A 14,023-nucleotide genomic window follows, 5' to 3' on the forward strand; every position below is an offset into this window, starting at 1 on the left:
CACACAGTCTTCCCTCCGCGAGCTTGAGAAGAAACACAGGAGCGTTCTGAAAATGGCGGGCAGCGATCTTCTTACGACGGCACTGAGCGGTAGCAATATCGCTTACGTGGCCGATCTGTACGCACGATGGGCCGAAGACCCGAAGAGCGTGGACCCGTCCTTCGCCGATCTGTTCGGCTCCATGGACGATGAAACGGCTTCCATCCTTCAGGACGCATCAGGAGCTTCCTGGGCGCCGCGCAAGTCAATCATCACGGGTGAGGAGCCCGCTCCGGCTCCTGCCGGCAAGAATGCGGGTAAAGGTGCGGGTCTGGCCGCTACCGACAGCCTCGCCATCGCGCAGCTGATCCGGGCCTTCCGCGAGTTCGGTCATCTGGAGGCGCAGACCGACCCGCTGGGTCTGAAAGTTCCGGCTCCGGCCGTCGAGCTCGACCCCGCCACTTACGGTTTTACCGCGAAAGACCTCGACCGTCCGGTCTATATCGGCACGCTGCTGTCCCCGATCCTGCCGGGTCGCGATACGGCGACCGTCAAGGAGGTCGTCACTGGCCTGCGTCAGGTTTACTGTGGCGCGATTGGCGCGGAATACATGTATGCGCGCTCCGAAGAGCAGCGCGACTGGTTCCGTTCCCGTCTGGAAGGCGACAACTGGCAGAACAGCGTCACGGTCGAGGAACAGAAATCGATCCTCAGGAACCTGACGGAAGCAGAGGGTTTCGAGTCCTTTTGCCAGAAGCGTTATGTCGGTGCGAAGCGCTTCGGTCTGGAAGGCGGCGAAGTCTCCATCCCGGCGCTGCATGCTGTGATCGATCAGGTCGCGCAGCAGGGTGTGAAGTCGGTCGCCATCGGCATGGCGCATCGCGGTCGTCTGAACACGCTGGTGAATGTTGTCCGTAAGCCCTACGTCGCGATCTTCAACGAGTTCGGTGGCGGTTCCTTCAAACCCGACAACGTGGCTGGTTCCGGCGACGTGAAATACCATCTCGGCTCTTCCACGGATGTCGAGATCGGCGGCCACTCCGTCCATATCTCGCTCCAGCCGAACCCCTCTCATCTTGAGGCGGTCGATCCGGTTGTCTGCGGCAAGGTCCGTGCCGCGCAGGATGATGACGGTGATACCGAAACCCGTCTTTCACACATGGCGATCCAGATCCACGGTGACGCGGCCTTCGCCGGTCAGGGTGTGGTATATGAGACGCTCTCCATGTCCCGGCTCAAGGGTTACCGGACTGGTGGGTCGATCCATATCATCGTGAACAATCAGGTCGGTTTCACGACCAATCCGGAAAATGGCCATTCCGGTATCTACGGGTCCGATATGGCGAAGGCCATTGAGGCGCCGGTTCTGCACATCAATGGTGATAACGCGGAAGCTGTAGTCTACGGCGCACGTCTTGCCGCCGATTATCGTCAGAAATTCGCCAGCGACATCATTCTCGATATCGTCTGCTATCGCCGCAATGGCCATAACGAGACCGACGAACCGGCTTTCACGCAGCCAGTGATGTACAAGACCATTGCCGGTCATGAGACGCCCCACACTGTCTACGCCAATCATCTGGTGAAAGCCGGAGTGCTGACAGAAGACGAGGTGAAGGCCCTGTGGGATGCGTTCCACGCGAAGCTGGATGAGGACTTCAAGTCTGCCCAGTCCTACAAGGTGAACAAGGCTGACTGGCTGGAGAGCAACTGGTCCGGCCTGCAGCCCCCCCGAAGGCTGGAGAGGTCACCAGGGTCGAAACCGGTATTGCGAAAAACGTGCTGACCGAAATCGGCAACGCCATCACGCAGGTGCCGGAAGGGTTTGATCTCAACAGCAAAATCACTCGTCAGATGAAGGCGAAGGCGAAGGCGATCGAGACGGGGGAAGGCATCGACTGGGCGACCGGCGAGGCTCTCGGGTTTGGTTCGCTGCTTCTGGAAAAGCATCGTATCCGTCTGTCTGGTGAAGACGTACAGCGCGGCACGTTCAGCCAGCGTCATGCCGTGGTCATCGATCAGACCAGTCAGCAGCCTTACACGATGCTCAATCACATCGCCGACGGGCAGGCGAAGATCGATATCTGGAACTCGCATCTGTCCGAGTTCGCCGTGCTGGGCTTCGAGTATGGCTACACCATGCACAACCCGAACAACCTTGTGTTGTGGGAAGCGCAGTTTGGTGACTTCGCCAATGGCGCGCAGGTCATCATCGATCAGTTCATCGCGTCCGGCGAGACGAAGTGGCTGCGGATGTCCGGCCTCGTGCTGCTGCTGCCGCATGGCTACGAAGGGCAGGGGCCGGAGCATTCCTCCGCCCGTCTGGAGCGCTATCTCCAGCTTTGCGCTGAAGACAACATGTTCGTCTGCAACATCACGTCTCCGGCCAACTATTTCCACGCCCTGCGTCGTCAGCTCAAGCTGCCTTATCGCAAGCCTCTGGTGCTGATGGAGCCGAAGTCCCTGCTGCGTCACAAGCTCGCAGTGTCCACACTGGCCGAGTTCGAGACTGGTACCAGTTTCCGTCCGGTGATCGGCGAGATCGATCCGCTGGCAGACAACGCTGTCGAACGCGTCGTTCTCTGCTCCGGCAAGGTCTATTACGACCTGCTCGAAGCGCGGCGTGACCAGAAGCTTGAGAAGGTGGCGATCGTGCGTCTTGAGCAGCTCTATCCGTTCCCGGAAGCAGAGCTGGCGGTAGAGCTGAAGCGCTACCCGAACGCGAAAGAGATCGTGTGGTGTCAGGAAGAAACCCGCAACGGTGGCGGCTGGCACTTTGTTGATCGTCTGATCGAAGGAGCGTTGGGTGCTGCCGGTCACAAGGTCGGACGTCCGGCTTATGTGGGCCGCGCGCCCGCAGCAAGTCCGGCAACCGGTCTGGCCAAGACGCACGCTGCCGAACAGGCTGCGCTGGTCAGGAACGCGCTGGGACTGTCCTGACTGTCTGAAAACACCGGGTCGCCATCATGGTGACCCGGTTCTGGTTGTACGCTTTCCGTCGCCTGTCTCGCAGACGTGATGATCAGGTGCCGGGAGCGTGAGTTTCGAAGACCTCCGGTTGGGGGCATAACTGAAAGGTCGGTGTTGACGGTCTGGCGCCGCAACATGCCGATTCGAAAAGGAAAGTGGGAAGCGAGATGTCAGTCGAGATCAAGGTGCCGACGCTGGGCGAGAGTGTCACGACGGCGACTGTTGCGAAATGGCTGAAGAAAGCCGGCGAGCAGGTAGCGGCTGACGAACCCGTCGCCGAGCTGGAGACTGACAAGGTGACGGTGGAAGTTCCTGCCCCACAGGCCGGTGTTCTCGGCCAGCCTGCCGTGAAGGAAGGCGATGAGGTCGAGGTCGGCGCGCTTCTGACCACACTCGAAGCGGGCGGTTCCGCGAAGCCTGCTGCCGCCAAGGCTGAAGCGCCGAAAGCGGAAGCTCCGAAGGCTGCGGCTGCGAAAGCGGCTCCCGCTCCGGCAACGAAATCTGCTCCTGTGGAGCAGGCAGATGCCGCAACGGCCTTCCCTGCCGCACGCAAGATCATGACGGAACAGGGTGTGTCTGCACAGCAGATCGGCTCCGGAACAGGAAAAGACGGACGTATCACCAAAGGTGATGTGCAGGCTTTTCTCAGCCAGCCGCCTGTATCGTCGCAGGCTCCGGCCAAGCCGCCCCGCAAGGATGATCCGCGTGAAGAGCGCGTGAAGATGACGCGCCTGCGTCGCACGATCGCCCGTCGCCTGAAGGACGCGCAGAACACGGCGGCGATGCTGACCACGTTCAACGAGATCGACATGACCGCCGCAAAGGAAATGCGCGTCGAGTTTCAGGATCTCTTCGTGAAGAAATACGGTGTGAAGCTTGGCTTCATGTCGATCTTCTCGAAAGCCGTGATTGCAGCCCTCAACGAATTTCCGGCCATCAACGCCGAGATTGACGGCGATGATGTGATCTATCGGAACTTCATCAACCTCGGGATTGCTGTCGGCGGTCCGAACGGTCTTGTTGTGCCGGTCATCCGTGACGCGGAAAACCTGTCGCACGCCGAGATCGAGAAGAAGATCGCAGGCTTCGGCAAGGCAGCCCGCGAAGGCACGCTCAAGATCGACGATCTGTCCGGTGGCACGTTCTCCATCACCAACGGCGGCATCTACGGTTCCATGCTGTCCACGCCGATCCTGAACGCGCCGCAGTCCGGTATTCTGGGCATGCACAACATCGTTGACCGTCCGGTCGCGGTGAATGGCAAGGTCGAGATCCGCCCGATCATGTATGTGGCCCTGTCCTATGACCACCGCATCGTGGACGGCAAGGAGGCTGTGAGCTTCCTGGTTTCACTCAAGAAATATGTGGAAGATCCGCGCAGCCTTCTGCTCGGACTCTGACACGCTGCACAGGCTCTTCCGTCTCATGATGGAAGAGCCTGTTTCTTTCCGGAAGCTGTCTGGTGAAGCTTTCATGCCTCTGAATGCAGAGGCGGACATAGACGATGGACGTGAGACGCCTTTCCGGGCAACGGTCAGCGTCGATCGATATTCAATCGGGACGGGAAAAAATGGCAATCGAAATCAAGGTTCCGGCGTTGGGCGAGAGTGTGACGTCCGCCACGGTCGGCAAATGGCTCAAACAGCCGGGTGATGCGGTCGCCGTCGATGAGCCGGTTGTTGAGCTTGAAACCGACAAGGTGAGTGTTGAGGTTCCCGCTTCCGCTGCTGGCGTGCTGGAAAGCCAGGCCGTCAAGGAAGGCGATGAAGTGGAGGTTGGCGCCGTGCTGGCCATTCTGGCCGAGGGTGCAAAAGCTGCCGCGAAGCCTGTCGCTGCTTCCAAACCCGCTGAAGCACCGAAGAAAGAAGCTGCTCCTGCTGCTGAAAAGAAACCGGCTCCGGCAGCGACTGAAGCGCCTGCCGAGACGGATTATGATCTGGTCGTGATCGGTGCTGGTCCGGGTGGTTATGTGTGCGCCATTCGCGCCGCCCAGCTTGGCTTCAAGGTCGCCTGTGTCGAAAAGCGCGCCACGCTCGGCGGCACCTGCCTGAACGTCGGCTGTATCCCGTCCAAGGCGCTGTTGCAGTCATCGGAAAATTATCATGCCGCAGCGCATGATTTTGCGACGCATGGCATCGATATCGCCGGTATCAAGCTGAATCTGGCGCAGATGCAGAAACGCAAGGCTGGTATCGTCGAAGCCAACGTGAAGGGTGTGGAATACCTGTTCAAGAAGAACGGCATCACCTGGCTGAAAGGGCTCGGCAAGGTTGAAGGCACCGGTCGTCTGACGGTTGACGGCAAGCCTGTCACGGCGAAGCATATCGTTATTGCGGCAGGCAGTGACAGCGCCGGTCTGAAGGGCGTCGAGGTCGATGAGAAGGTGATCGTCACCTCCACCGGCGCTCTGGAACTCTCCGCTGTGCCGAAAAAACTGGTTGTCATCGGCGGCGGTGTGATCGGTCTTGAGCTGGGCAGCGTCTGGCACCGTCTGGGAGCTGACGTTACGGTTGTGGAGTTCCTCGATCGTCTGGTTCCGGGCACGGACAATGAAGTCGAGGCTGCTTTCCGCAAGATCCTGACGAAGCAGGGGCTGACGATGAAGCTCGGTCACAAGGTGACCAAGGCCGAGAAAACCGGAAAAGGCGTGACCCTGACTGTCGAGCCGTCACAGGGTGGCGCTGCCGAGACGCTTGAAGCTGATGTTGTGCTTCTCGCCATCGGTCGCACGGCGGCGAGCAAGAACATGGGTCTTGAAGAGGCCGGTATTGCGCTCGACAACCGTGGCCGTATCGAAGTCGATGAGCATTTCGCCACGAACGTGCCGGGCGTTTACGCCATCGGCGACGTCATCCGTGGCCCGATGCTGGCGCACAAGGCCGAGGAAGAAGGCGTTGCTGTCGCTGAAATCCTCGCTGGTCAGGCCGGGCATGTGAATTACGACGCCATTCCGGGTGTGATCTATACATGGCCGGAAGTAGCGACGGTCGGCTTTACCGAAGAGCAGCTCAAGGAAAAGGGCGTCGAATACAAGGTCGGCAAGTTCCCGTTCATGGCCAATGGCCGCGCGCGCGCCATCGGCATGACCGACGGGTTTGTGAAGGTGATTGCTGACGCAAAGACGGACCGCGTTCTCGGCACGCACATCATTGGACCGGGTGCTGGCGAACTGATCGCGGAATGCACGATGGCGATCGAGTTTGGCGCTTCCTCCGAAGATATCGGGCGTGTCTGCCATGCTCACCCGACGCTGAGCGAAGCGGTGAAGGAAGCGGCGCTGGGTGTCAGCGGGCATTCGCTGAACATCTGATCGTCACATATCTGATTCAGACAAACGCCGCTGAGAGATCAGCGGCGTTTTTTGTTCGTGCTTATATATCATGGCTGTATCAGTTGTTTTGGCCAATCCGTATCTGCGTGTAGAAAAATCATTGGTCCAGAAAGAATAGATCGTAGAAACTCTCGTGATTTTTAATTTTTACTTAAAATTAAAATGCATGGAAAATACACCGTATTGCTGATTTCCAACTGAGGCTCCGTTATCAGAGGTCCGCGGGCAATAGATGCGTGAAAGCTGGTTTGTTATTTCTTCTGATGGCATGTAGTTCATCCTGTGATAAAATATCGCACAGCAAAGCCGTCGACGCACGACTGACGGAGAATATTGTAGGAGAGAGCACCGGATGAAGGTTTGGAGAACAACGCTGGCTTTGACGCTTGTGACCTCAGTTGCGTGTTCTTCGCCTGCTCTCTGCCAGTCTCCGGCTGCTCCCGGCACTCCGGCGGACACTGTAGCGCCGCCTGTGCCTTCACCTGAAAATGAGTCGTCACCACCGGTCGTCATCCCGCCACTGCCTTCGCTGGATGACAGTGAAGCCCGCATTGAAGCGAAAAAACTGTTGGTAGCCCTGCACAGGGAAGTGCCCGGTCTGTTGCCGTTGAGTGAGGCGCAGAAGCTGCACTGGATCAAGCTGGCGCAGGAGATGATCGCCCGTTCGGATTTCCGTATTACGCGGGCTCAGGTGATTGTCGTTGTCGATCGGAACGTGAAAGTTCAGAAACTGGCGCTTGTTCTGGCGCTCCCCGATACATCGGACTGGCAGGTTCTGGGGAGTGTAAAAGTCTCGACCGGCAATACAGGCCGTAAGTATTACTACATCACGCCGACAGGTGTGTTCCCGAATACAGCCGACCGACTGGGTTACAGGGCCGAAGGGACGAAGAACGAGAACGGTATTCGCGGCATTGGTGCGAAAGGGATGCGGGTCTGGGACTTTGGCTGGCATAACGCTGTGAAGGGCTGGCTGGCGTCAGGCGAAACAGGCGACATCCGTCTTGAAATGCATGCGACGGACCCGGATTTTCTGGAAAGCCGTCTCGGTCATCCTGCGTCCGAAGGGTGCGTACGTATTCCCGCAGCCTTCAATGTGTTCATGGATCGACACGGCTTGCTGGATGTCGAATATGAACAGGCCGCAAGCTACGATGGTCGCTTCAAGGCGCTTTTGAGGAAAGACCGGACGCCGTCGCCTATTGCAGGAGAGGCGCTGGTGGTGGTGGATTCCGGGGCGAAGCCGACTGCGCCGGTGCCTTTGACGACTGCGCAGAAGTCGTAAGATTTTTTGATTGAGTAGTTTTTGATGTGGGTAAGTGTGTGCTTACGCCTCATGTCAGACATAGGGCACTCCGATTTGCATCCCGATAGTGGACATGCAACCTATCGTCTCGGGGATCAGTGCCTCGACGTCTTCGTCCCATGTGGGGAGCCGTGAGCGGCAGAATCGAACTCAACCTAGCGGTGGCAGTCGAGAGCATGCGGGCACAGCTACCTCATCGCTCTTGAGAACCAGAGGTCCCTGAATTTGCTGCACAATACTTAGAAAGCGCAAAATCAGGTCACAATCCCAAGGCAAGTAGAAGCCACCCTTTTAGGCTTCCAAGCAACAGCGCCAGTATACCCCAGTAGTGGGAGGCGGCGACAATTGCGGCAGGAAAGGCAACACCAGCGGTTGTGCCAAGAGCTGTCCCGAACGATTTGCAGAATGCGTCGACTGTCGTGTTCATTTTGCCCGCGCCCCACTCAATCGCCTTTCTGAGGAGCGATGCCTTTTGGACCACAGTCTCGACATTTGGCTCATCCGAGGCAAGTTCTACTTCAATTGTATCAAGACTCTTTGCAACTTCCTTGAGTTCTTCTCCTTGCAGTTCAACTTCTTGAGGCGGCTGATTGTGGCCAATGTTACCATGGGTAGTGGGCTTGGGTAGTTCATCTTTCAGAGCGGCAATTTGCTCCAAGACTACTGCGCGTGCAGCTTTTTCTCCTTCGCTACCCAAGCCTACCGGTCTGCTCCCGCTAGCTATCTTTTTGAGTAAACCCTCAAATGAAAATTCACTCTGCGAATAATTTTCTGCGGCCTCTTCACTATAGAATTCTACACTTTCTGGATGTCGATTCGAGGGGGCCCAATCATACAGGCCATCGCTCTGGATATCCTCCACAGCCTCAAGAATAGCATCTTCAGACACCACGTCTTCGAAATTTTCCCGGAGTTCTTCCTCTGCCGAATACGGCCCACCCTTAATGTAAAGGTAGCCCCCCTCACGACTATTGTATGGCGTCTCGTTGGCGGGGTCTTCGTAGAAATAGTGGAACCAGTCTACCAAGTATTTGGCTACCGTGGACTTGGTCATTGCCTTCGTCAAGTTTGGATTGTTTTTAAATCTATCTCGGAGGGTTGCCGGATCGTCGTCGTCAAACTCGAACTCATGTTCGAGTCCATAATCGAAGTCTTCGACAATCCGATGTACGCCGACGTCGGTTTTCTTAAAATTCTCTGCTCCAACGGGATACTCTGACACCGTCCAACGCAAATCGCCAAGTTCATCATGCTCGACCAAGGCCTCATAGAAGGTTTCAGTTCCCATGCCATGGTCGTCACTACCCGACGGCTTCCAATCCAACTCATCTTGATCAATTTCGAATCGTTCACCAGAATCGTGGTGCTCAATTATTGCGGTGCCTCGAGCGTAAATAATCACAAAGATGCCTTTGAATTTTGGATCGCTGTTGGAGTCCAGATACTATAAATGCCATAGCTTATTCCACCTGCAATCGCCTTGATCCGTCGAATATCGCGCTCATACGAGGAGATTCGGCGGTACTCCCTCGCTTTGGTATACGCATTTCCAACGTCTCGGCGAATGACAGCCCCGCCTTTGAGTTCAGCCCAAAGCGTCTTTCACTCACACGTCAGCTTTTTAATTATTCCTCTGCAACAGCCGACCGTCTGTTTACCCCTCCCACACACAGCGCCCTTGTCTGCTCTGTGATTGTGAAACAGACAGGCAACAGCCACCCTTAAACCAGCATCGTTTGCAGAGAACACATACACCATAAAAAAAAGCCGCCCCACAGCAGGGCGGCTTCACAACCCATAACAAAAGAAGCAGGCTTCACTCAGCCAGCAGGGATTCCGGCTCGCTTCTGGTCCGCTTGACCAGCAGTTTGTTCAGCGCGTGGATATAGGAACGCACGGCCGAGACCACCGTGTCGGCGTCAGCGCCCTGACCGTCGACCATCTTGCCGTCTTCTTCCAGACGGACCGTTGTGCGGGCCTGTGCGTCTGTGCCTTCCGTGACGGCACCGACTGAGAACAGGGCCAGACGCGCATCATGCGGGAAGGCGCTGCGGATGGCGTTGAAGGCCGCATCGACAGGACCGTTGCCGTTGGCCGTCGTTTCCACAGCCTCGCCATCGATTTCCAGAACCAGAGTGGCTTCAGCGGCGCGCTGTGAGCCGGAGGACACATCCAGCGACAGGAAGCGGATACGGGCGTGATCGCGGACTTCATCGTCAACCAGCGCGATGATGTCCTCGTCGTAGACAACCTTCTTGCTGTCAGCCAGATCCTTGAAGCGCTGGAAGGCTTCGTTCATCTTCTCGTCACTGATCGTGTAACCCAGCGCTGCCAGCTTGTCGCGGAACGCCGCGCGGCCGGAATGCTTGCCCAGAACCAGCGACGTCTTGGACCAGCCGACGCTTTCCGGCGTCATGATCTCGTAGGTCGCAGCATTCTTCAGCACGCCATCCTGATGGATGCCGCTTTCATGTGCGAAAGCATTACGGCCGACGATGGCCTTGTTGGGCTGAACGTCGAAACCCGTCGTTGTGGACAGCATCTTTGACAGCTTCAGCAGCTTCGTCGTTTCGATGCGGTTGGTGTAGGGATACTGGTCGTGGCGGGTACGGATCGCCATGACGATCTCTTCCAGCGCTGCGTTACCCGCACGCTCACCAATACCGTTGATCGTGCATTCGATCTGGCGGGCACCACCGCGCAGGCAAGCCAGCGTGTTGGCGACGCCCAGACCCAGATCGTTGTGATTGTGCGCCGAGAAGATCACCTGATCCGCCCCCGGCACACGCTCTTTCAGCATGGAGAAGATGCGCTCCATGTCTTCCGGCGTGGCGTAACCCACCGTGTCAGGGATGTTGATGGTCGTGGCGCCTGCCTTGATGGCGGCCTCGACGCAACGACACAGGAAATCCGGTTCCGTTCGTGAGCCGTCTTCCGCCGACCATTCGACGTCATTCGTCAGGTTGCGGGCGGCCTTGTTGCCGGTGGTGATGATTTCCAGAACTGTCTCGGGCTCCATCCGCAGCTTGTATTTCATGTGCAGCGGAGAGGTGGAGATGAAGTTGTGGATACGACCGCGTTCGGCGTGCCGGATGGCGTCGCCTGCCGCCTGGATGTCGTTCTTGCCGCCGGAACGGGCCAGAGCGCAGACAACGGAGCCTTTCACGACGCGGGCAATTTCAGCGACGGACTGGAAATCGCCTTTGGAAGCAACAGGAAAGCCCGCTTCGATCACATCCACGCCGAGATCGGCCAGCGCTGCGGCCATACGCAGTTTTTCTTCCAGATTCATGGAGAAGCCGGGCGACTGCTCACCGTCACGCAGCGTCGTGTCGAAGATGAAAACGCGGTCGTCGGTGATGCGACCGAAGGAAGGATGCTCAAAGGTCATGGAAAGCCCCGGAATGACGTGTCTTGGTCCCTGTTTCGTCCTTTTAGGCACGAAACGCTCTGCTGACGAATCCCCTAAGCGTTATCGGCAACGCATGCCGATGGGCGCGCTCAGGGGCGGATAAGTCGAAGGAGAAGCTGGGAGAGGCCGCGCGCAGTCGTGGCGCTGGTGCGCTTCATCGACTCGGAACGGGCGGCGGCAATAGTCATGTCCGACAAGATACTGGATCAGCGGAGAGATGCAACCCGGAGATAATCGTAATCTGCATGCACGCGGGTGAACATCGCGTGTTGTTATCGGAAGATGTGCGGCAGAAGCGGGACGTCGAAGGAGAGATTTTCCATCTGGCGAATGAAATACGCGTGATCTGGATAACATTAAATTGTGAATATAACTTATTCGTTTTTAGTTGAAATGAGCCGTGTCATGTGACACTCTCTTCAAGTCGGATAAAAACAATAAAAAATGGCGGCGACCTTCGGGTCGCCGTTTCTGTTTCCGCAGTTCATCTGAGCAGATGGTCCGGCAACTGACAGTCAGTCGGCCCGGCTTGCATGTCCTCCTACCTTTGCTGAAAAGTCACTCGCCAATCGAAGGTAGCCGTCTGTAACCGCGATTGTTGCGAAGGGAAGAGGAAGAGGCGCAGGGCCGCCGACAACCGCACCGTCATGTTCAACATCATAGACCGACCCATGACAGGGACAGGTCAGCCGGTGGGTTGCGCTGTCCCAGTCTGACACAAGACATCCGGCATGCTGGCAGATGACTGAATAGCCCCGAAAGCCTGCGTGCGTTCGCATCACCCAAAGCCGGTTATAAGGTGTTTCCATGCGAGGCTGGTGTGTCTGTGCGGAAACCGGCCAGCACATGATGGCGGTGTTGCTGTTTCTGATCTGGCTTTCAGTCAGGCAAGCGCCGTTTTTTTCTTCTACGGGCATGAGAAAGTCCCCGACGGCGAGCGAAGGCGTTTTGCCACGCGCATGGGAGGGAAGGAGGGTCAGACAGCACAGGCTGGCCGTTCCGGCTGTCAGGCGTCTTCTGGAAAGGGAAGGGGAAGTCTCTGATTGCATCCTGCTGGGGTCATCTCGTCTGAATGGTGTTCAGAACGCACCATGTCTGAAGTGAGAGACATGTGGTTTGAAGCTCCTGTTAAATTTCATGGTGGTGAGGGTTGACCGTTTGTGTATTGGTCGGCGGTAGGTAGAACGGCAGAGTGAGATCGGGTGTTCTGCCGTGCCGTCACTCAGGGGTTCTCTTCTGATAGGCTTTTTGTTCATGAACGGAGAAGTGCGACACATGCACGAGAAGACTCAGCAGAAAATTCAGCCGACGACAGTTTTCAGGGAAAACCTCCAGAAACTGCTTTCAGTCGAGGGTGTGCAACGCATTGATCTGACCAATAGTGACGGGATGGTGGTCGCCACCATTGAAAACCAGCCGGGAAAGCAGGGGTCTCTGGCGGTTTATCAGTATCTCAGACAGGTTTTTGACAAACTCGACGCAAAGGCCGCCGAGCATGGGCTGGCTGTTTTTGCTGAGCATACACTGGATGCACGCAATCGACCGGGAGCCCACCCGAATATTGATCGCCTGCTGGAAATTGCAGCCGGTGCAGCGCCTCTGGAGATCGAGATTATCCCGGTTCGCTGATGCTAGCGAAGGGGAAAGGCTGGCCCGACCTCATGGGCAACAGGCAGGCTCTTTCCCGTTGCAGCATCTCTGCAAATCTTACGAAGCTGGGTAGAACCGTCTCACCACCCGCTCCATGGTAAGCCCCTGCGCGACAATCGTGAACACGACCACGCCATAGCAGATGGGCAGGATCAGGTTACGAAGTTCGCCATCAGGCAGACCGAGGGCCAGAGAAAGGGAGATGCCGCCACGCAGACCGCCCCACGTCAGGATGCCCAGCAGTCTTCCCTTGTCCCAATGTCTCAGATGCAGGGGGAGCGTTGAGAGAAACACGCTCAGGCCACGTCCCATAATGGACAGCGGAACGACAAGCAGCATGGCGGCCAGTGAGGAGAGGTGGAACGGGATTTCAAGAATGGCAAAGCCGATCAGCAGAAACAGCAGGACATTCAGCACTTCGTCGATGAGCGCCCAGGCGATGTTCAGTTCCTTGCGGCCATGCTCGTCAAAGATCGACTGGCTATAGCGCGTGCCAAGGCACAGACCGGCGACAACCACGGCCACGGCTCCTGACATGCCGAAATAACTGGCGACGCTGTATGTTCCCGTCGCCAGGGCGAGCGAGGCGATCAACTGTGTATGGGCATCCCGACTGGAACGCAGCAGAAAAAGGGACAGCCAGCCGGTCGCGGCCCCCAGAAGCGCGCCACCACAGGCTTCCCATAAAAACCCTTCGGCAATCTGCGTGAGGGTGACGTGGCTGGCGTCACCGGTCGCAAGACCGATCGTCACACCGAAAATGACGATGCTGATACCGTCATTGAACAGACTTTCTCCTGCAAAGATCGCCTGAATATCCTGAGGCAGGCCGAGGCGCCGCAACATGCCGATAACCGAGACGGGGTCAGTCGGTGCAAGGATCGCCCCAAGCACGACGCACCAGGAGAAGGGGGCGTGAATCCCCATGAATGGAAAGATCAGCCAGACAGCGCTGGCCAGCAGCAGGACGGCAAGCACCGTCCCCAGAACCGCGAGCGCCGTGACGGATTTCAGCTTCGAGCGAAAACAGTCAAGATTGACTCCCAGCGCTCCGGCGAACAGCAGCAGTGACAGCGCCCCGTTCAGCAGGGCTTCCGGTAGGTTGACGCTGCCAAGAACAGACTGTGCAAAAACGCGGGGATCGTAAGCCGGACAGAACCGCCCGGTGGCGATGATGAGCAGAGACGCCGCAATGGAGATCAGCATGACGCCGATTGTCATAGGCAATCTGAGCCAGCGGTCGTTCACAATACTGAAGACAGCGGACAGCGTCAGGAGAAGCGCCAGAAGACCGAGAGTATTCATATCTCTCGGTCGCTTTCCGAGGCAGGAAATGTCAAGAATAATGCGTCAGGTCAGGCTTCCGGCCATCTTT

General features: G+C 57.3%; 8 protein-coding genes and 1 pseudogene. 5 read left to right on the forward strand and 4 right to left on the reverse strand.

Annotated features, from left to right (window positions below):
• Positions 1-52: 52 nt before the first annotated feature.
• The 4 genes and pseudogenes from A0U92_RS01320 to A0U92_RS01335 all read left to right on the forward strand — a co-directional run bounded on the left by A0U92_RS01320 (position 53) and on the right by A0U92_RS01335 (position 7,565).
• Positions 53-2,919, forward strand: a pseudogene (locus tag A0U92_RS01320) (2-oxoglutarate dehydrogenase E1 component).
• 197 nt (positions 2,920-3,116) lie between these two features.
• Positions 3,117-4,349, forward strand: coding sequence for a 2-oxoglutarate dehydrogenase complex dihydrolipoyllysine-residue succinyltransferase (odhB, locus tag A0U92_RS01325; protein ID WP_077811660.1), 1,233 nt, complete (start codon positions 3,117-3,119; stop codon positions 4,347-4,349).
• Positions 4,350-4,519: 170 nt separating this feature from the next.
• Complete coding sequence (gene lpdA, locus A0U92_RS01330) at positions 4,520-6,259, forward strand: dihydrolipoyl dehydrogenase (protein ID WP_077814179.1); 1,740 nt, start codon at positions 4,520-4,522, stop codon at positions 6,257-6,259.
• A 373-nt stretch (positions 6,260-6,632) separates the two neighbouring features.
• The gene (locus A0U92_RS01335) at positions 6,633-7,565 is read left to right on the forward strand and encodes a L,D-transpeptidase (RefSeq protein ID WP_077811661.1); all 933 of its coding nucleotides are present in this window, start codon (positions 6,633-6,635) and stop codon (positions 7,563-7,565) included.
• Between the two features lie 280 nt (positions 7,566-7,845).
• On the opposite strand, the gene A0U92_RS01340 is transcribed toward A0U92_RS01335, so the two are convergent.
• The 3 genes from A0U92_RS01340 to A0U92_RS01350 all read right to left on the reverse strand — a co-directional run bounded on the left by A0U92_RS01340 (position 7,846) and on the right by A0U92_RS01350 (position 12,047).
• Positions 7,846-8,988, reverse strand: a complete 1,143-nt coding sequence (locus A0U92_RS01340; RefSeq protein WP_077811662.1) for a HEPN-associated N-terminal domain-containing protein — start codon at positions 8,986-8,988, stop codon at positions 7,846-7,848.
• A gap of 414 nt (positions 8,989-9,402) precedes the next feature.
• Complete coding sequence (locus A0U92_RS01345; protein ID WP_077811663.1) at positions 9,403-10,977, reverse strand: 2-isopropylmalate synthase; 1,575 nt, start codon at positions 10,975-10,977, stop codon at positions 9,403-9,405.
• A 536-nt stretch (positions 10,978-11,513) separates the two neighbouring features.
• Positions 11,514-12,047: a QcrA and Rieske domain-containing protein gene (locus A0U92_RS01350; RefSeq protein ID WP_077811664.1), complete on the reverse strand. Its 534-nt coding sequence runs from the start codon at positions 12,045-12,047 to the stop codon at positions 11,514-11,516.
• A 226-nt stretch (positions 12,048-12,273) separates the two neighbouring features.
• Here A0U92_RS01350 and A0U92_RS01355 point away from each other — a divergent pair, with 226 nt between their 5' ends.
• A complete protein-coding gene (locus tag A0U92_RS01355; RefSeq protein WP_077811665.1) occupies positions 12,274-12,627 on the forward strand; it encodes a DUF2322 family protein in 354 nt (117 codons plus the stop codon).
• Positions 12,628-12,705: 78 nt separating this feature from the next.
• Here A0U92_RS01355 and A0U92_RS01360 read toward each other — a convergent pair whose 3' ends face one another.
• Entirely contained in the window at positions 12,706-13,953 is a 1,248-nt protein-coding gene (locus A0U92_RS01360) for a cation:proton antiporter (RefSeq protein WP_077811666.1), read from the reverse strand.
• Between the last annotated feature and the right edge of the window lie 70 nt (positions 13,954-14,023).

This window comes from Acetobacter aceti (assembly GCF_002005445.1).
In the GTDB taxonomy this organism is placed as follows: Bacteria; Pseudomonadota; Alphaproteobacteria; order Acetobacterales; family Acetobacteraceae; genus Acetobacter; species Acetobacter aceti_B.

Coding starts and splice junctions, on each gene's coding strand:
- odhB (WP_077811660.1), top strand. CDS start 3,117: ATGTCAGTCGAGATCAAGGTGCCGACGCTGGGCGAGAGTGTCACGACG.
- lpdA (WP_077814179.1), top strand. CDS start 4,520: ATGGCAATCGAAATCAAGGTTCCGGCGTTGGGCGAGAGTGTGACGTCC.
- A0U92_RS01335 (WP_077811661.1), top strand. CDS start 6,633: ATGAAGGTTTGGAGAACAACGCTGGCTTTGACGCTTGTGACCTCAGTT.
- A0U92_RS01345 (WP_077811663.1), bottom strand. CDS start 10,977: ATGACCTTTGAGCATCCTTCCTTCGGTCGCATCACCGACGACCGCGTT.
- A0U92_RS01350 (WP_077811664.1), bottom strand. CDS start 12,047: ATGCAATCAGAGACTTCCCCTTCCCTTTCCAGAAGACGCCTGACAGCC.
- A0U92_RS01355 (WP_077811665.1), top strand. CDS start 12,274: ATGCACGAGAAGACTCAGCAGAAAATTCAGCCGACGACAGTTTTCAGG.
- A0U92_RS01360 (WP_077811666.1), bottom strand. CDS start 13,953: ATGAATACTCTCGGTCTTCTGGCGCTTCTCCTGACGCTGTCCGCTGTC.